Below are 18329 nucleotides of genomic sequence, written 5' to 3' on the forward strand. Positions count from 1 at the left end.
TACGCAAGCGGTTTTAACGACTATGCTTGAACGACAAGTAAGCAGCCCGCAGCACCATTGCCATGGATTCCGTCTTCAAAAGCCGTCGCGACGCAGGCCGTGTACTGGCCGCGTATCTTCGCGACTATGCCGACCGCGACGATGTCACCGTGCTCGCGCTGCCTCGCGGCGGCGTGCCGGTCGCCTTCGAAGTCGCGGATGCCTTGCGCGCCGCACTCGACGTGCTGGTCGTGCGCAAGCTCGGCGTGCCCGTGCAGCCCGAACTCGCGATGGGCGCCATCGCGTCCGGCAATGCCTTCTATCTCGACGAACGCATAGTCGCCGCCGCCGGCGTCACTGAAGACGCGCTCGACGGCGTGATCGCCCGGGAGCGCGCCGAACTCGAGCGGCGCGAGACGCTTTATCGCGGCGAACGGCCGCCGCTTGATATGAATGGACGCTTGGCGATCATCGTCGATGACGGCCTTGCCACCGGCGCGACCATGAAGGCGGCGGCGCTGTCGTTACGTCATGCGGGCGCCGCACGGCCCGCGCGCATCGTGGCGGCGTTGCCCGTCGCGCCACTGAGATCGGAAGCGCGTTTCGAGGAAGCCGTCGACGACTTCGTGTGTGTGCTGCGTCCGCCGCACTTTTTAGGCGTCGGCCAGTTCTACGCCGATTTCGATCAAACCAGCGACGACGAAGTGCGCGCCCTGCTCGCCGCCGCGCGCTCAACGTAACCAGGGCGCATCGCTCACTTCCGCACTGAGTTCGTACTTCGCACGCGCCTGTGCAAGCACGGAGCGGTCGACGGTTCCGTCATCGGCAAGCGCCTTGAGCGCCGCGACCACGATAGCCACGCGGTCCACTTCGAAGAACGCGCGCAACGCCTGGCGCGTATCGCTGCGGCCAAAGCCGTCCGTGCCGAGCGTCACGTAACGGCGCGGCACGTAAGCACGGATGAGTTCCGGCACGGCGCGCACGTAATCGGTGGCCGCGATCACGGGTCCATTGGATGCCGCGAGCGCGCGCGTGACGTAGGGCTCGAGCGCGTTGTCCTCGACATCGGAAAGGCGTGCAATGCGTTCGGCCGACGCGCCATCGCGGTGCAACTCGGTATAGCTCGTCACGCTCCACACGGCGGCTTCTATGTTCCAGTCGTCCTTGAGCATGGCGCGCGCGGCGATGGCTTCGTTGAGGATCGCGCCGGAGCCCAGCAACTGGACCTGCGCCGCGCTTTCTTTACCGCCGATGCAATACATGCCGCGCAGGATGCCGTCGCGCGTCGCGTCGTCGAGGGCGTCGTTGGGCGCGGACGGTTGCGCGTAGTTTTCGTTCGTCACGGTGACGTAGTAGAAGACGTCGCTTTGCCGGACCATCATTTCCTGCATGCCTTCATCGACGATCGCGGCGACTTCGTAGGCGAACGCGGGATCGTAGGCGCGGCAGTTCGGAATGGTCGATGCGCTCAGATGGCTCGTACCGTCCTGATGCTGCAAGCCTTCGCCGCCGAGCGTCGTGCGCCCCGCCGTCGCGCCGATGAGAAAGCCGCGCGAACGCTGATCCGCCGCGGCGAAGATGATGTCGCCAATGCGCTGAAAACCGAACATCGAGTAGTAGATGTAGAACGGCAGCATCGGCAGGTCGTGCACGCTGTAGGACGTCGCCGCCGCGATCCATGACGAGATCGCGCCCGCCTCCGAAATACCTTCCTCGAGAATCTGCCCGCGCGTGTCTTCGCGGTAATAAAGCATCGAGCCCATGTCTTCCGGCTCGTACAACTGCCCGAGCGGCGAATAGATGCCAACCTGCCTAAAGAGGTTCGCCATGCCGAACGTGCGCGCTTCGTCGGCGACCACCGGAACCACGCGCGGGCCGATCGCGGCGTCTTTCATGAGGCTTCCGAGCATGCGCACGAAGGCCATTGTCGTGGACATTTCCTTGCCCTTGGCATCGACCGCGAACTGCGCCCAGGTGTTCAACGCGGGCGGCGTGAGCGCCTGCGACGCGCGTGCGCGCCGGCGCGGCAAGTAACCGCCGAGCGCTTTACGGCGTTCGTGGAGATAGCGCATTTCCGGCGCATCGTCGGCGGGCTTGTAGAACTTGACGTGCTCGACGTCGGCATCGGACAAAGGCAGCCGAAAGCGGTCGCGAAACGCCTTCAACTCCTCGAGATCGAGCTTCTTCTGCTGATGCGTCGTCATGCGGCCCTGACCGACCGTTCCCATGCCAAAGCCCTTCATCGTCTTGGCGAGAATCACGGTCGGCTGACCTTTGTGCGCGAGCGCTTTGGCGTAGGCCGCGTGGAGCTTGCGGACATCGTGACCGCCGCGCCGCAAGCGGTCGATGTCCTCGTCCGACATATGCGCGACGAGTGACGCGAGTTCCGGGTTCTGCCCGAAGAAGCGTTCGCGGTTGTAACGGCCGTCGTTGGCGGAGAAAGTCTGGAACTGGCCGTCGACGGTATGGGCGAAGGCGCGCAGCAAGGCGCCGGTGCGGTCGCGTTCGAAGAGCGAGTCCCAGTCCGATCCCCACAGCACCTTGATGACGTTCCAGCCCGCGCCCGTGAACTGCGCTTCGAGTTCATCGACGATACGGCCGTTACTGCGGACCGGTCCATCGAGCCGCTGCAGATTGCAATTGATGACGAAGACGAGGTTGTCGAGCTGCTCGCGCGCCGCGAGCGACAGCGCGCCGATCGACTCGGGCTCGTCCATTTCGCCATCGCCGAAAAAGCCCCAGACCTTGCGGCCTTCCGTTTGCAGCAGATTGCGGTTCTGCAGGTAGCGCATGAAACGCGCTTGGTAGATCGAGTTGATCGGACCGATGCCCATGGAGCCCGTGGGAAATTGCCAGAAGTCGGGCATCAGCCACGGATGCGGATACGAGCACAAGCCCGGCCCCGCGATCTCTTGCCGGTAATGGCGCAAATGGTCTTCGCTGAGAAAGCCTTCGAGATAGGCGCGCGCATAAACGCCCGGCGACGAATGCGGCTGAAAATAAACGAGATCGCCGCCGTTTTGCGCATCCGCCGCGCGGAAAAAATGATTGAAGCCGACTTCGAACAGATCCGCCGCCGACGCATAACTCGCGATATGCCCGCCAAGTTCGCCATAAGCGCGGTTGGCGCGAACCACCATGGCGAGCGCGTTCCAGCGCAGCACGGCGGCAAGGCGTTCCTCGACATCCAGGTTCCCGGGATACTGCGGCTGCTGCGCGAGCGCAATGGTATTGCGATACGGCGTGGCCCGCGCCCGCGCCGACTCCACGCCGACCGACCGCGCATGTTCGGCGAGCCGGTCGAAGAGATACTGCGCCCGCTCCTTTCCCACGTGCTTGACGACGGCATCGAGCGCGTCCAGCCATTCGGCGGTTTCGTCGGGGTCCGTGTCTTCACGGCCCTTCGCAAGAGAAAGAAGCTGGTTGGTTCCGCTCGATAAATCGGTCATGGCGCGACTCCGGGTCGTTGCGTGCGCAAAGAGAGGTTTTACACAGCATATCCAGTGCTTCGCAAAATGTGCGTCTCATTTGGCTGGCTTCGCGCTTTCCTGTAGTGTAGATATTCTTAAAAAATGCTCAATAACGGAATATTTCGACCATGAGTTCGCAGACACGGCAGCGGCTGGATCGTATCGATATCGGCATATTGAATCAGTTGCAGCAAAACGCGCGCATCACGAACGCGGAACTGGCGCGCGCGGTGAACCTTTCGGCCACGCCGTGCTTCAACCGCGTCCGCGCGCTGGAAAAAGCCGGGCTGTTTCGCCAGCACGTCACGTTGTTGAGCCCGGAAGCGCTCGGCCTCAGCATCAACGTGTTCATTCAGGTGAGTCTTGAAAAGCAGATAAAGGACGCGCTCGCGCGCTTCGAGCAAGCGATCAGCGAGCGGCCGGAGGTGATGGAGTGCTATCTGATGACGGGCGACGCCGACTATCTCTTGCGCGTCGTCTTGCCCGACGTGGCCGCGCTGGAACGCTTCATTCTCGAACGCCTGACGAAGATGCCGGGCGTGGCCAACATCCGTTCGAGCTTCGCGCTCAAGCAGGTGCGCTACAAGACGGCGTTGCCGTTGCCGGCATCGGGACTGACGCTGCCTCAATCCGGCGACGACGAAGCCGAATGGACATGAGCTAGCCGCTTAACTCCGTATGCAACGCCAGATACTCCTGCGCGAGCTTGTGACGCGGTTCGAGATAGATCATGGGTCGCGCGTGCTGGTGGCTCTCGCGAATCTTCACCGAGAGCGACAAGTGCGAATCCAGCACCGGCAAATTTTCGCCGCGCAATTCGTCCACGAGTTGTTGCGGCAGGCTGGCGCGCGGCTGAAACTGATTGATCACGATGCCTTCCACCATCAGTTCCGGATTGTGGTCGTGCTTGATCTCCTGCACGTTTTCGAGCACGGAATACAGCGCGCGGCGCGAGAAGTCGTCGCAATCGAAGGGAATGAGGCAGCGGTCCACGGCGATCAGCGCCGAGCGCGTGAAGAAGTTCAGCGCGGGTGGCGTGTCGATATAAACGGCGTCGTAGTTTTCGAGCCCTTTGAGCGCATCGCGCAACTTATAAATCTTGTAGCGCGACTCGAGCTTGCTCTGAAGCGCGTCCAGGTTCGGATGCGACGGCACGATGTCGAGATTTTCGAACGGCGTCGAGTGGACGAACGAGTCGAAGATCGGCTCGCGAAAGCTGTAACTGAGCGCGGATTCGAAAAACGTCGCCAGATTCGGGCTGGCATCCTTGGCGTCGGCGCCAAGCAAGTATTGACTCGCGTTGCCTTGCGGATCGAGGTCGATCACGAGCGTGCGCAGACCGCGCGATGCGCTGATGGCTGCCAGATTGCAGACGATGGTGGACTTGCCTACGCCACCTTTCTGATTGAAGACGACACGGCGCAGCATCAGGGATTTTTCCTCGGGATTGTGAACGGTCGTTTGCTTTCGCCGGGCGGCGGAGTTTGCGGATGAAGCCTAGGCGTTGATCTTAGCGCATCGGGATTTTTGAACTCGCGCACGCGCCGCCCGAGACCGATTCGTCCTTTGCGGTAACGCGGCCTTCTCACGTCGCGCGCGATTTGCCTCTAACATGCTAGCGGACCGGGTGGCTTCGGCATACGCCTAGCTTCCCGCGCGAACGCTCCGTTGGCCGTCACAACAACTTTTGAGGAGACACGCATGACCACGATCAAGAATCTCACGGTACGAGACATTCGCTTTCCCACCTCGCGCTCGCTCGACGGCTCCGACGCGATGAACGCCGCGCCCGACTATTCGGCCGCCTATGTGATCCTCGAAACCGATACGCCGGACTTAGCCGGTCATGGCCTCACCTTCACCATCGGACGCGGCACGGAAATCGTCGTCGCGGCGGTGCATGCGCTGGCGCCGCTCGTCGTCGGCAAGCGGCTCGAAGACATTGCCGCAGACATGGGCGGCTTCTGGCGAACCTTCACGGGCGATAGCCAACTTCGCTGGATCGGTCCGGACAAGGGCGCTATTCATCTCGCGACCGCGGCGGTGGTCAATGCCGTCTGGGACTTGTGGGCCAAGTCGGAAAAGAAGCCGGTGTGGAAGCTGCTTGCGGACATGAGCCCGGAAGAACTCGTGCGATGCCTCGACTTCCGCTATGTCACCGACGCGATCACGCCTTCCGAAGCGCTCGCCTTGCTCAAGCGCAATCAAGAAACGCGAGGCCAACGCGAACAGGAAATGCTCGCGCAGGGATTTCCGGCGTACACCACGTCCGCAGGATGGCTCGGTTACGACGACGACAAGATTCGCCGTTTGGCACGCGAAGGCGTTGCCGAAGGTTGGACTCACTTCAAGCAGAAAGTGGGTGGCAGTATCGACGAAGACATTCGACGCGCGCGCATTCTCCGTGAGGAGATTGGTCCGCACCGCAAACTGATGATGGATGCCAATCAGGTCTGGGAAGTGGATGAAGCCATTGCGAACATGCGCCGGCTCGCGGAGTTCGACCCGTGGTGGATCGAAGAACCGACCAGCCCCGACGACGTGCTCGGTCACGCCGCCATTCGTCGCCGTGTCGCGCCGATTGGCGTTGCAACCGGCGAACATTGTCAGAACCGCGTGATCTTCAAGCAGTTGTTGCAAGCGCAGGCTATCGACTTCTGCCAGATCGACAGTTGCCGGCTAGGCGGCCTGAACGAAGTGCTCGTGGTGCTGCTGATGGCCGCGAAGGCCGGGGTGCCGGTTTGTCCGCATGCAGGTGGTGTCGGCCTCTGCGAATACGTGCAGCATATTTCGATCTTCGATTACATCTGCGTGTCGGCTTCGCTTTCTAACCGGGTGCTCGAATATGTCGATCATTTGCATGAGCATTTTCTTGATCCTGTCGTAATCAAAAACGGCCGATATATGCCGCCTCAAAAGCCGGGGTACAGCATTGAAATGCACGCGGCTACGCTTGAACGATTTGAATTCGGCAAGGGTGAGGCGTGGCGCGAGTAGTATCGCGCAGGTGGTAACCGTGAAGTTGAATCATTACAGCAAGGGCGCGCTCACAGCGCAGCCCTTGCTGCGTCACAATCAGAAGCAGTAAGCGTGAACGCTTATGCCGTGATCGTGATGTTGACCGTCGAGGTCGAGCTGGACGACGTCGAACCCTTAGCGTCGCCGCCGGCGATGTTGGAGTACACGAGTGCTGCGCGATCGATCTTTTGCATGATAATTCCTTGATACAGGATGAATAAAACTGACTTACGAGATGATTGAAGCCGACTTGATCAATGTGCAGATTGTCCCGCTGTTGCTACAATTTGCGGCATTGGTCTCGCCAGACTCAGTACTTATTGGCCGGCGCTAATGTTGATAGTCACCGAGGTGCTCGACGACGAATCAGCCCCACCCTTGGCGGTACCGCCAGCGATGTTGGCCTGAACGAGCATGGCGCGATCGATCTTTTGCATTTTTATACCTCTTCAAAACACAAGATTTAAATTAATCACCCACTAGAAAATTACGGAGCACCAAAGTAATCCGATATCTTCTGAATAGATGAACCCCTACTTGCCCTCACATTCAACTTGAGTTGTGAAGTCAGTTCGAATGTCGGTGAACAAGGTAAGGAAATTTTATAGATTCAAACAGCAAAAATACACGCCGAATAATCCTAACAATTCGAGTTTTTTTATTTTAATTGCCTTCAAGAATGTTTAACTGCCTATTTGCATCAAGCGTTCCATTCAACTGCTAACAGGCAATTAGAAAATCATTGAAGCGAGTTCCAAGTGCCAATGAAAACTCTCTTTCCTTCGAATGCGCCTTCTTGGCAAACCGTCGTGGCGCGCACTACTCAAGCACTGTCATGCGGCGCGTTGCGTTCCTTCGATACCGTGCAGCACGTCATTGAAGACGGCGGCGTGCGCTTTCTCGTCCGGCAAGTCGCGAATCTCGCCCGGAAGGAAGAACAGTCGAAGCTCGCCGCCAAATCCATCGCCGATGCCGCGAGCCCGTGGCGCGATCCCTTTTCGCCGTGCGAGGAAGCGCTCTTCGTCGGCGATATAGGCGAGCGGCACTTTCTCTTGCTCAATAAATTCAACGTGCTCGCGCATCATCTGCTCGTCGTGACGAGCGCGTTCGAACCTCAGGAAGCGCTGCTTTGCGCCGACGACTTCGCCGCGCTCTTTGCATGCCTTGCGCAGTTCGATGGCCTGGGTTTCTATAACGGCGGCTCGGTCGCGGGATCGAGTCAGCCGCATAAGCATCTGCAGATGGTGCCGCTGCCGCTCGATGGTCACGCGTTGCCAATCGAAGCACTCATCGAAGCGGCGCGCGGCGAAGGCGTCTTTCGTGCGCCGGGTCTTGGTTTTATGCATGCCGCCGCGTGGCTCGACCTCGGTGTTCAAACCGGGCCGGCACGCATCCACGAAATCTATCTCGAACTACTCGATGCCATCGGCGTGAAAGCGCTCGATGTCGCTGGCAGCACGCATCAATCGGCGCCTTACAACCTGCTCGTCACGCGGCGCTGGATGCTCGTCGTGCCGCGCGATGTGTCGCACGTCGAAGGCGTCGCGGTGAACGCGCTCGGCTTCGCGGGCTCGCTATTCGTGCGCGACGACGCACAGCGCCTGATCGTCGAATCGCTCGGCCCGATGGCCTTGCTTGCACGAGCCACGCGCTCGCCCTGAGCAACGCCATCTTGAAAAGCGCGGGTTTGCCCCGCATGTCCGCTTCCAGACGTTCATCTGGAGTCCAGCAATGGGAAGCCGACCTCAATTCATCGACGATCTTGCGCGCGGTGCGCAGGACGCCACACCTTCGCCGAACGCCCTGACGCTCGACGATACCGCTCTGCTCGATGCCTATTCGCGCACCGTGATCGGCGCGCTCGAACGCGTGCAGCAGGCGGTGGTTTTCATCTCGGTCGAGCGCGATATCGACCATAACGGCGCGCGGCGCGTGGCCGGCGGCACCGGTTCGGGCTTCATCTTCACGCCGGATGGCTATTTGCTGACCAATAGCCACGTCGTGCATGGCGCGACGCGGATCACCGTCACGCTCGCCGATGGCGGCCGCTTTCACGCCGATCTCGTCGGCGACGATCCGGGCAGCGATCTCGCGGTGCTGCGTATCGGTTCCCCGGAGCCGCTGCCGCATGTCGAACTCGGCGATTCGGGCAGCCTGCGCGTCGGGCAGATCGCCATCGCGGTCGGCAATCCGCTTGGGCTTGCGCAGACCGTCACCACGGGCGTGGTATCCGCGCTCGGGCGTTCGTTGCGCTCCACTTCAGGCCGCATGATCTACGACGTCATTCAGACGGACGCGGCGCTCAATCCCGGCAATTCGGGCGGACCACTCATCAATTCGGCGGGACAGGTGATCGGCGTCAACACGGCGATCATTTCCGGCGCGCAGGCCATTTCCTTTGCCACCGCAATCGATACGGCCAAGTGGGCGATCATGCAGATTTTCGCGCATGGCCGCGTGCGGCGCGCTTATATCGGCGTGGCGGGGACGACGACGCCCATCTCGCGGCGCGTGCAACGCTTCTTCGCGCTGACGGTGACGAGCGGCGTGCATGTGATGGAGATCGTCAAGGGCAGCCCGGCCGCGCTCGGCGGTTTGCAGGTGGGCGACCGGATCGTCGCGGTGGACGATGTCGGCGTCGATAGCGTCGATGGACTTCAACGCACGCTCGATGCGTCGCGCATCGATAAAGTGGTCAAGGTATCGGTACTGCGCAATACGCAGAAACTCGAACTAGAGGTCACGCCCGTCGAGCAACACGGCTAAACGAATCCGCGGGCGGCGAACCGGCGCCGCTCGCGATGTTGCAGCTTACGGCAAGGCAAGTCTCTCTTCCCTTCAGCGCGCTTTCTCTGTGCGCAAACCCACCCAGCGTAACTGCTCGGGCCCACCGTTTGCGCTAGACACAACGACCATCGATGACTATGTGCGCCAACAGGCGGTGGTCCAGGCGGCGCTGCGGCTAAATACGTGCAGCGACCAAAGAGCAGGCGCACCCACGGTTAAACCGTCGGACGACCTGCCCCTGTCGGGGGAAGGTCCAGGTTCAAGAAACCAGGAAAGAGGATTGCCATGACCACGAACAATAAGACGTATTGCGCGCCGCGCCGCCAAGCATTTCGATGCACCGGCCAGCAACTCGATGCCATCGTGCGCTTTGCCGAAGAACGCAAGCTCGACAACCTGCCGTTGCAGTTCGTCGTCGCCGAATATTCGCGCTGCCTCGCGAAAGCCGCCTAAGGCGCGCCTTACTCGCCGTTGGATATCACGCGTTCTTTCAGCACCCAGATGGCGGTCGGCACCGCGTAATAGGCGCTCACATTGCCGGTAACGAGCTTGCCGGTTAGACGGATGCGTGCATTCTCCGTCGGTATGGCGTCGATGACCTGCACCGTCGATACATTCGACTGTTGCGGCGCGGCTTGTCCCGAAGCCTGGCTCAGCACGCATATGGGGCGCGCGAGCGTAAGCACCCATGCCGGCTTGGCGTCGGCTTCGGCTTGTCGTGGCGCCTGGCGTGCGGCCGTGCCTTCGAGCGTCACGACGTCGCCATCGCTATAACAAGACGCCGCGCAAACCGGACCAGCAGCAATCGCGCACAGCAGAAGCATGCATACGCGGGCATTCGCCATCATCAAACCTCGTCAAGGGCGCGTCGCGTGACGCATGAGTACCGCTCTCAAAGCCCACACACTTTATGCGATGACGCTTAGGGTCGCAACCCGGACGGTCCCGAGTATGCCCGCCCGTGAGGCTTTCGATTTGTCATGCGGGAATGCCCATTGCTCACTTCATATGAAGAATGAGTCTCGTGCATGCCGGCAAATCGAATTCGAATCAAATGCGGCATTGCATGTCCAACAATCAGTTGCTTGAGGCTTGCTCAACCGCATGCCTTTGGAGGAAGCGACGATGAATCAAGTCATAGTTGGCGTTTTCGCTTGTTATCGCGATGGGCACGAAGCACTGCGCGCCTTGCAACTTGCGGGGTTGAGCCGCGACGATACGCACTTATATCGTTCGGGCCACGACGACGTCGAAATCGGTGCCTTCCCGCTTCCTGCCCACAGTGAAGACGACGCGGAATACGTCGCGCACGGTGAATATCAGGGTGTAGTCGGCGCGCACAACCGCTTCGTGCCGAACGAGCCTGCGGCGAGAAAAATAGATGATGTGCCGCAATTGCCGGAAATGCGCGAGCGCACGTTACTCGTAATTCGCATCTCGGATGACATCAAACCTGCTTCGGTCAGCAAAGTTCTGCACGAACATGGGGCCGTCGCGGTGAAAGACCCGGCGGGCCATTGGCGCTTTTCGCCCTATCGAAACGCGGCGCGCGTCTGAACCAAATCAATGTATTCGCCGATGGAGTTTCGAGGAATCCGGCGCGACCGCATTGCGCTCTTTGTCTTCGGCCTCCTTGGCCTCTTTATCGGCTTCTTCCTGACCTTGAGCTTCGTGCGCGGCCGCCGCGCGTAACGCCCTGCAGTGCGCGGCATGCCGGAGCGTCGCCAGCAAGCGCACCATTTGCCTTGGTCCGGTTCTCATGCCCACCTCTCAGAGAGTTGAGAATCTACTTTAACTCTAGGCGGTAAATGCTCGCGTGCAAAGGTGCGAATTGAAATTAAGACGGGTTCGGGTTGGCAACTTCAAACAGCTCGGGCTTTCACGCGCGCCGGACTCTCGGAGGCCCGGTCGCAGTTGCAAGCTCCTTCAATCTGCACGTTCATTTCAGAACGCGTTTGCCGCCATCACCGTGCGCGGCAAGCAATGCGCTTCGATCGATGCATACCCCGTGTCCGCCTCGCCGCTCTTCGCAGGCAACGAATAATCGACGCTGCATTGTTCGCCCGCGTGATCGCCCCACTTCACTACGAGCGTGCCCTTCTCGTCAATACCGCGCGCGAAAATGCGGCTGTCCTGCGCGACGACGCCCGCCACGCGGCCTTCGCCATCCACGACTTCCGCGCCGAATGGCAACGCATCGCCATTCAGACGCGGCGCGCGAATCAGCGCTGCGCGTCCCGTCACCGTCTTGTATTTCAACATGACGATGGAACCGAGATGCGGCGCCGACTTCTCGGATGTCGATGCAAACTCGACATCGGTCGACGTGCCCTTCGGATCGATATCGACGCTGTTCATGTCGTACGGCGTGAGATACGGCACGACCGCGTAGCCATGCGAATCGACCTTCACGCCACTCGCGCTCGACACGCTCGCGCCTTCCGCGCCCTTTGCCTCGACGATTCCGAACGTGTCGCCGACCGTCTGCGAGAACGTCACGCCGCCGGGGTGCGCGACGATCGAACCGCTCACGCCCGCCGACACCTGCGAAGAATTGGCTCCCGCACTCGCGGATGCCGTGACCTGTCCATGCGCGCCGTGATACGCGCCGCTCGCGCCAGCGTTCATGTTCACCGATGAACTCGCGCTCTGACCGCCTGAGCCGTAGACGTTGTATGAATACTGATTCTCGGCGCCCGCGTTGCCGCTCAGACTCGTCTGCACGCTAGCCGAGCCGTTGCTCGCGCTCAGATTCGTCGTCAGTTGTGGCGAGTGTTGCGAATGACCGAGCGGGATCGTCGTGCTGACCATGATCTGGTTCGAAGGCGTGCCGTCCGCGTCGGTCGAGCGGCCCGCCGTAATGCTGTAAGTGCCGTACTTGAAACTGTTCGAGTAACCCGCCTGATAGAACACGTCGCGCCCCGGCCGATTCCAGTAGCTTTGCGCCGATGTCGTCAGAAACACCGAACCGTGATCCTTCAACGGCTGATTGATGCTCACCTGCAGGCGGCCGCGGTTCCGATCGGTGGGCGTGCCGCCGAACATGGCTTCGTCGCGAACGCGGGCGGCATCGCTCAGATTGTGATAGCCCGCGTCCGAGTAGCGATACGCGCCAAAGGTGACGTTGGTGCCGGTCGGATCGATAAACTTGTTGTAGCCCACGTGCAGACTGCGCCCTTTCTGCATGGAAGCGCCCGGGACTTGCGTGCGCGCGGAGGTGATGTCGGTCGCGAAAGCGCCGAACTTCGTGTTGAGCGCGGCGCCGAAGTTAACCGCGACATAGCCTTCCGATGCAATCGCGCCGCCGTACAGTGTGACCTGATTGGTCAGCCCGCGTTGCAACGTGAATTGCGCAAAGCCCGGTTTCGTGTGCAACGACTCATCGCGCAACTGGCCGGCCGTGACGGCGAAGCGCGTCGTGCCCGCGCGCAGCGACTGTGCCACCGATGCGTACGGCACTTCGAAATGTTTCGCGCGGCCATCGGCCTCGGTAACGGTGACGTCCAGATTGCCGCCGTAACCGGTGGCGTACAGATCGCGAATCTCGAACGGTCCCGGCGACACGCTCGTCTCATAGATCACCTGGCCGTTCTGACGCACCGTCACGCGCGCATTCGATTCCGCCGTGCCGCGCACCACAGGCGCATAGCCGCGCAGCGATTCAGGCAACATGCGGTCGTCGGTGGCGATCTGCGCGCCGCGAAACGCGATGCTGTCGAACACCTCGCCGGTGGTCTGCGCGTCGCCGAGCGTCGCTTGCGCCTTGAACTTCGGCACGTCGTGCTGGACATAGGTCGCGATGTCGTCGAACTGGGTCGCCTGGCCTGTGCCGGACGTGATCGACGATTGATGCCGAAAGTGCCATCCGCCGATGTTCACGCCCGCGTTGAGGCCGAGGTATTCCTGCGTGGCGTGCATGCCGCCGCTGTCGCTGCGGTACGCATTGGCGTTGTAGCTGAGAAAGCCGGCGTTCACGCCGTTGTCCCACAATTCGGGCGACACATAGCCGCGAGCCGCATTGCGCAGATACTTTTGCGGGATCGACAACGTTAGCGTCTGCTCGGCGAAGTCGAAGCTGACGGAGGCATCGGGTACGAGCGAGGTCAGCTCGACGCATGCATTCGCATCGGCCGATGCAGTGTCGGCGGCATGATCGGCTGCGAGCTTCGTGAAGTCCAGACCATAGACTTCGAGCATCTTGCGCGTGAGGCACGGCGTCGCGTTTTCCCCAACATGCGAGGCATTGAAGCGCACGTCCTCGCGCGCGACACGGTTGCCGTTGACCACGATGTCGACTGCATACGCGCCCGGCGATACCACGTTACCGCGCGAGAAACGCGCGACGTCGACGCCGCTTGTCGAATCCATTTGCAGGAAGGTCGTATCGAATTCGGCTGCCTTCTTCGGTTCGTTCGCGAGCGCGCTTACCGGATGCATCCAGGCAGCCATGCCAAAGGCGCATAACACGATCGCCGCAACCGGTCGCAGCACGAACGAAGATGCTGTAAAGCCGTTGGAAATCCGCTGCTGACATGATTGCGACGATTGCATGGAGATAGCCTGGTGCATGAGGCGCGAGACATTTGCCGATCCACCGATGCTACGAATTAACGAGATGAAAGTAGCTAGGACGAGTTCTATTTTTGAGACGCGAAACACCATGCAAACAAAAGAAAAGCGCGCATCGAACAAGATGCGCGCTGTTAATTTCGAGACGTTGCGATAGGTCGCTGGAGGTCTGCCCGAATGGGCTTCCGATCAAGGCGCGAGTTCGGCATCGCCTTCGATGGCGCCGCCGTAATCGCTGATGGCGATGTAATGGATCTTGCCGCCATGCACGTCGCTCATCTTCGGCACGGGGATGACTGCATCGCCACGCGGCGGAACCATGCCGCCGGTTTCGTTCTTGAAGGTGCGCCCGTTCGATGTCACGCCGATCTCGCTGAACGAAACGTGATACGCGCTCGGATTCGTAATGGAGAGCGCGTCGCCACCGCCTTGCCGCGCGGGCACGACTTTCCACTTGAGCATGCGCGGTGAATCCTCGGGCTTGCCGGACAGCTTCGCCGGGCGCACGAACATCTTGATGCGCGTGCGATACGCCAGTTGCAGCGTGTTGACATCGGCTTTCACCTCCGCCTTGGGCGGCACGTCGAGCACGTTGAGCCAGAACACCGACTCGCGATCCTGCGGCAACGCTTCGCCGCCATACATGACGCGCAATGTCTGCGACTTGCCCGCATCCATCCGAAAGATGGGTGGCGTGATCACGAAGGGCGTCTTGCTGTCGGCGGGCTTGGTGTCGGCGTTGCCGCTATCCATCCAGACCTGCACGAGCGCCGGGTGCGAGCTGTCGTTGTTCAGCTTCACGGTGACTTCACGCTGATCCAGCGGATACACCACGCGCGTCGCGCCGATTGTCACACTGGCGTGCGCGGAGCCCGCGACCATCGCGGCAAGGAGACCTGCCATGGCGAGCGATCGTTTCATCGATTTCATTGCGGCCATCACTCGACGGTTGATGTCATTCACTGCAACCGGACGCTTGCCGAATCAAAACGTGGCGCGCGCCCGGACCCTGCATCGATGGTTTTACTGATACTGAATGGAGTACTGGACCATCGTGTTGACCGCGCCCGGCTGAGCCTGACCCGTCGCATAGTACTGCGCGAAGTAGTTGAGGTTGCCAGCGCCGGCCGAGATCGATGCGCCGTTGACCGCGACATCGTTATTGGCGTTGGTGAGGATGTTGATCGGCTGCATTTGCGAGTTCAAGAGACGCACTTGCACGTTGGTCGCCGGCTGCGTCAGCGCCTGATTGATCAGATTGCCGCTGCTTTGGTCAACGGTGGAACCGTTCTCGAAGTGCGCCACTGCCTTGGTAGCCGAGCCCGTGCAGCCGGTCAATTGCAACTGGATGTCGCCGAGCTTGGAAACGCCCGCCGTGACGCCAGCCGACGCAAGCGCGCTTGCGGAAACGGTCGGCAACGTAGCCGTCACGTTTGCCGACGAACCGGCAGCCGTGCCATTGATCGAGCAGGTCGTATCCGACACCGCGCCGTTGATGGTGATCGTGCCGTCGGCGGCGTTGGCGTTCATCGACGCAAGGGCGACCATCATCGAGAAGAGTGCGGCGCTGAGGGAAATAGCTTTCTGCATGAAAAAACTCCGGGAAACGAATAATGAATGTTTGACGCTTGACGCGGCCATCGACAAGTTGCTGCTTGCGTCGTTCAAGGTGCGTGGCGTTGAGAGAATAATAAGCAGGCAGAGCTAGGATTGATCTAATCTAATTCTCAAAAACGCCATCCATTTTTTTCGGAGCTAACTCAATAAAGATTCACCCTCAGAATAAGAGACGCGGCGACCGGACAATTCGAGATTGCCGAAATTCAGCGGTTCGCTTTCTTGAACTTTGCTGGATGCGTTTTTGAACGGACCAAGTTCGATTTCGAGATATGTTGACGAGACTTTTGAGAAACGACGGCGACGCGCACCGAGCGCCTTCGCGTCGCGAAAAAGTGCGCGCGTGCTTTGTTCGAACCGTCTAGTTCATTTGTCGACGCGCCGTGACCTGAGCACAACACGACGGAAAAGAAGATTACTGTCGGCTTGCCACGAGCGGTCGACGTCCGCAAAATGGAAGCAACGGCTTAAAACGCCGTCATCCATAAGAGACCGCCCGACGGAGCGCAGCCTTTTTCGAGGTGCGCCGCGATCAGGCGAACAACGGACACCCATGGCAACCATTGAGGGCAAAGCGCGTTTCCGGATTGATACCGATAACACGGTAGCCGGCATCGCGATCATGGTCTTGACGACCGCTACCTTCGCCGCGAGCGATTCCACCGTCAAGGTCATCGGCACGGCGGTTCCCATACTGGCGCTTCTTTGGGTGCGCTATCTATTCCAGATGATCGTGCTCGGCGTGTGGCAAGCGCGGCTCGGCACGCTCAAGCTCTTTCGCACCGACAGCCTGAAGCTGCAGATCGTTCGCGCTTTACTGCTGCTCACCAACTCGGCGTGTACTTTCGCTGGCTTGCGGCATCTGCCGCTTCCCGTGGCGACATCCCTTGCGATGCTCGCGCCGCTCATCTCCACCCTGCTCGCCGCACTCGTGCTCAAGGACCATGTCCCGCGCAGCAAATGGGCAATGGTCGTGCTCGGGTTCATCGGCATGTTGCTGGTGGTGCGGCCGGGTGGCAGCCAATTCACGTGGACCGTTGTCTTTCCGATCGGTGCGGCCACGACGTTTGCGTGCTTTCAGGTGGTATCGAGCCATCTGTCGCGCGTCGATGACGCCGTCACCACCAACTTTCTGACGGCGCTCGTCGCAACCATCGTGCTGTGCACGTTGATGTGGATGGATCAGTCGCAAATGCTGCCGGAACTGGCGCTCGTGGAATGGAAAAGCTGGCTGCTCGTCGCGCTCATGGCAACAATGGCGACCATCGGCCAGCTTTTGATGTTGCAGGCGCTCAGGCGCGCGGCACTGTCGGTGCTGACGCCCTTCTCCTATTCCCAACTTGCTTTCGCGGCCTTTTTCAGCTGGATATTATTCGGTCAGGTGCCTGACCGATGGATGGCTATCGGCATGTGCGTGATCGCCGCAAGCGGTATTGGAACCGTGCTCATGCATGGGCGCAAACCGGCAGTGTTGCCGGATTCGACGCCCTAAACGCTTAGCCCGCGACTTGCGCTTGCTGTATTTGCCGCGCCTGGCCTGTGCAAAGCCAGTGCACGTCGATGTCCAGTTGCCTGGCAATACGGTTGAACGCATGCAGCGGCGGCACCGTGATGCCGCGCCGCCAGAAATGCACGTCGTGCTCGGTTACGTCGAGCCAGTCCGCGGCCTTGGCGGAACTGACGTTGGCTTTCTGCATCGCCCGGTCGAGCCGCGCGGCAATGGCGCGGCGCAGAGCGTTATCTTCGTGACTACGTTCAAGGTGTCCGATGGTTTGGGAATGTCGCCCCATTTTCTGTCCGTTCTCTCGATTTATAACTAATGCCGTTCAGCGCCGGCTCTTTAGCGCAAGTTCGCATGCTAAATAATCACGGTGACGCGACGGTGACAGGAAAAAGTCCCATTCGATGTTCACGCGCGGACGCCGTTTGTTGCAGTGCGAGATTTTTTCAAGATAGCCTGAGAGCGTCAAGTAGGGGAAACAACGGTATGCGCGGGTTGTTACTCGTGGTTTACCTTGAGCAGGCAAACGGGAGATATCTTAAGCACGCCCGTTCGTTCTTGTTTTCCCGCGATTAAATGGTCCGTTCGTATTATCCGCCTAGTTCAAAATCGACGAGATAATCAGACGCGATTGAAACTTAACTTTCTTCGGATACGAAATCAAATCGCCATCGGTTAATAAAAAAGGCAATTGACACGCCTCGCGCTATCCCTACAATAGAGCGTTCGCTGCACCGCACAAATCGATTGTCTTTCAAAACGCAATATCCAATGGAGTCCAGCATGAGCAGTCTTGCGCCTGAAAACCTCATCGCGTCACAGAAAGCAGGATTCGACGCCAGCTTCGGTCTCGCTACACGAGCCGTGGAAGGTTTCGAAAAACTAATCGACCTGAACACGCGCACGTTCAAGACGGCGCTGGATGAACATCAGAACTTCGTTGCTCGTGTGTTTTCCGTACGCGATCCGAAAGAGTTCTTTGCTTTGCAAAGCCAGCAATCGCAGGCCAGCGCTCAACGCGTCGCGGCTTACTGGCAGAGCTTCCACGAAATCGCGGCTGGCGTGCGCGGCGTTTATGTGGAAGCGGCGCAGGACCAGTTGGAGAAGTCGCAGCGCAACGCGCAGGCGCTTGTCAGCACGCTTGCGAGCAGCGCGCCAGCCGGCAGCGAAGCGGTGGTGAATGCGTGGAAGTCGGCTATCGACGCCGCAACGGAATCTGCAAATTCGGCTTACGAAGCGGCGAGAAAGTCCGCGCGTCAGGTGGTGGAAGCGGCAGAAACCGATGCGAGCGTGGCGACGCAGGGCGCAGTGCGGGTTGTGTCGTCGAAGGGAACGAGCGTCAAAAAGGCTTGAGCGTTTTCAAGCAACGAGAAAGGGCGGACCACTCC

General features: G+C 60.1%; 18 protein-coding genes. 11 read left to right on the top strand and 7 right to left on the bottom strand.

What is annotated here, in order from left to right; genetic code table 11:
• Positions 1-62 precede the first annotated feature (62 nt).
• Positions 63-719 carry a phosphoribosyltransferase gene (locus tag NCT04_RS19390; RefSeq protein ID WP_250467301.1) on the top strand — a complete coding sequence of 219 codons (657 nt, stop codon included), beginning with the start codon at positions 63-65 and terminating at the stop codon, positions 717-719.
• On the opposite strand, the gene mdeB is transcribed toward NCT04_RS19390, so the two are convergent.
• The gene (mdeB, locus tag NCT04_RS19395; RefSeq protein WP_250467302.1) at positions 711-3428 is read right to left on the bottom strand and encodes an alpha-ketoglutarate dehydrogenase; all 2718 of its coding nucleotides are present in this window, start codon (positions 3426-3428) and stop codon (positions 711-713) included. The two genes, NCT04_RS19390 and mdeB, sit on opposite strands and share 9 nt — an antisense overlap.
• A gap of 149 nt (positions 3429-3577) precedes the next feature.
• Between mdeB and NCT04_RS19400 the strand changes: the two genes are divergently transcribed.
• Positions 3578-4108 (top strand): Lrp/AsnC family transcriptional regulator, encoded by a 531-nt coding sequence (locus NCT04_RS19400; RefSeq protein ID WP_244829445.1) that lies wholly within the window; start codon positions 3578-3580, stop codon positions 4106-4108.
• A 1-nt stretch (position 4109) separates the two neighbouring features.
• Here the strand turns inward: NCT04_RS19400 and NCT04_RS19405 are convergent, their stop codons facing one another.
• Entirely contained in the window at positions 4110-4874 is a 765-nt protein-coding gene (locus tag NCT04_RS19405; protein WP_250467463.1) for a ParA family protein, read from the bottom strand.
• Positions 4875-5150: 276 nt separating this feature from the next.
• Here NCT04_RS19405 and NCT04_RS19410 point away from each other — a divergent pair, with 276 nt between their 5' ends.
• The 4 genes from NCT04_RS19410 (at position 5151) to NCT04_RS19425 (ending at position 9707) form a co-directional block, all read left to right on the top strand.
• Positions 5151-6446, top strand: a complete 1296-nt coding sequence (locus NCT04_RS19410; protein ID WP_250467303.1) for an L-fuconate dehydratase — start codon at positions 5151-5153, stop codon at positions 6444-6446.
• A 785-nt stretch (positions 6447-7231) separates the two neighbouring features.
• Entirely contained in the window at positions 7232-8128 is an 897-nt protein-coding gene (locus tag NCT04_RS19415; protein WP_250467304.1) for an ATP adenylyltransferase family protein, read from the top strand.
• Positions 8129-8198: 70 nt separating this feature from the next.
• Positions 8199-9233 carry a S1C family serine protease gene (locus tag NCT04_RS19420; protein WP_250467305.1) on the top strand — a complete coding sequence of 345 codons (1035 nt, stop codon included), beginning with the start codon at positions 8199-8201 and terminating at the stop codon, positions 9231-9233.
• Positions 9234-9539: 306 nt separating this feature from the next.
• On the top strand, positions 9540-9707 hold the full coding sequence (locus tag NCT04_RS19425) for a hypothetical protein (protein ID WP_244829441.1): 168 nt from the start codon (positions 9540-9542) through the stop codon (positions 9705-9707).
• Positions 9708-9715: 8 nt separating this feature from the next.
• On the opposite strand, the gene NCT04_RS19430 is transcribed toward NCT04_RS19425, so the two are convergent.
• Entirely contained in the window at positions 9716-10102 is a 387-nt protein-coding gene (locus NCT04_RS19430; protein WP_250467306.1) for a hypothetical protein, read from the bottom strand.
• Positions 10103-10379: 277 nt separating this feature from the next.
• Here NCT04_RS19430 and NCT04_RS19435 point away from each other — a divergent pair, with 277 nt between their 5' ends.
• Together NCT04_RS19435 and NCT04_RS34450 are read left to right on the top strand one after the other, a co-directional pair.
• Positions 10380-10811 carry a hypothetical protein gene (locus NCT04_RS19435; RefSeq protein WP_250467307.1) on the top strand — a complete coding sequence of 144 codons (432 nt, stop codon included), beginning with the start codon at positions 10380-10382 and terminating at the stop codon, positions 10809-10811.
• Positions 10812-10820: 9 nt separating this feature from the next.
• Positions 10821-10946 carry a hypothetical protein gene (locus tag NCT04_RS34450; protein WP_284509374.1) on the top strand — a complete coding sequence of 42 codons (126 nt, stop codon included), beginning with the start codon at positions 10821-10823 and terminating at the stop codon, positions 10944-10946.
• Between the two features lie 252 nt (positions 10947-11198).
• Here NCT04_RS34450 and NCT04_RS19440 read toward each other — a convergent pair whose 3' ends face one another.
• Positions 11199-13703 (bottom strand): fimbria/pilus outer membrane usher protein, encoded by a 2505-nt coding sequence (locus NCT04_RS19440; RefSeq protein ID WP_250467308.1) that lies wholly within the window; start codon positions 13701-13703, stop codon positions 11199-11201.
• 309 nt (positions 13704-14012) lie between these two features.
• Positions 14013-14726 carry a fimbrial biogenesis chaperone gene (locus NCT04_RS19445; protein WP_250467309.1) on the bottom strand — a complete coding sequence of 238 codons (714 nt, stop codon included), beginning with the start codon at positions 14724-14726 and terminating at the stop codon, positions 14013-14015.
• On the opposite strand from NCT04_RS19445, the gene NCT04_RS34455 reads away from it, so the two are divergent.
• Positions 14725-14853: a hypothetical protein gene (locus NCT04_RS34455; protein WP_284507792.1), complete on the top strand. Its 129-nt coding sequence runs from the start codon at positions 14725-14727 to the stop codon at positions 14851-14853. The genes NCT04_RS19445 and NCT04_RS34455 overlap by 2 nt on opposite strands.
• Here the strand turns inward: NCT04_RS34455 and NCT04_RS19450 are convergent.
• Complete coding sequence (locus NCT04_RS19450) at positions 14847-15413, bottom strand: fimbrial protein (protein WP_250467310.1); 567 nt, start codon at positions 15411-15413, stop codon at positions 14847-14849. The two genes, NCT04_RS34455 and NCT04_RS19450, sit on opposite strands and share 7 nt — an antisense overlap.
• A gap of 580 nt (positions 15414-15993) precedes the next feature.
• Here NCT04_RS19450 and NCT04_RS19455 point away from each other — a divergent pair.
• On the top strand, positions 15994-16932 hold the full coding sequence (locus tag NCT04_RS19455) for a DMT family transporter (protein WP_250467311.1): 939 nt from the start codon (positions 15994-15996) through the stop codon (positions 16930-16932).
• Between the two features lie 4 nt (positions 16933-16936).
• Here NCT04_RS19455 and NCT04_RS19460 read toward each other — a convergent pair whose 3' ends face one another.
• The gene (locus NCT04_RS19460) at positions 16937-17230 is read right to left on the bottom strand and encodes an XRE family transcriptional regulator (RefSeq protein WP_250467312.1); all 294 of its coding nucleotides are present in this window, start codon (positions 17228-17230) and stop codon (positions 16937-16939) included.
• A gap of 494 nt (positions 17231-17724) precedes the next feature.
• Here NCT04_RS19460 and phaP point away from each other — a divergent pair, with 494 nt between their 5' ends.
• On the top strand, positions 17725-18294 hold the full coding sequence (gene phaP, locus NCT04_RS19465) for a TIGR01841 family phasin (protein WP_250467313.1): 570 nt from the start codon (positions 17725-17727) through the stop codon (positions 18292-18294).
• Positions 18295-18329: the final 35 nt, after the last annotated feature.

This window comes from Caballeronia sp. GAFFF2, from assembly GCF_023631485.1.
Taxonomy (GTDB): Bacteria; Pseudomonadota; Gammaproteobacteria; order Burkholderiales; family Burkholderiaceae; genus Caballeronia.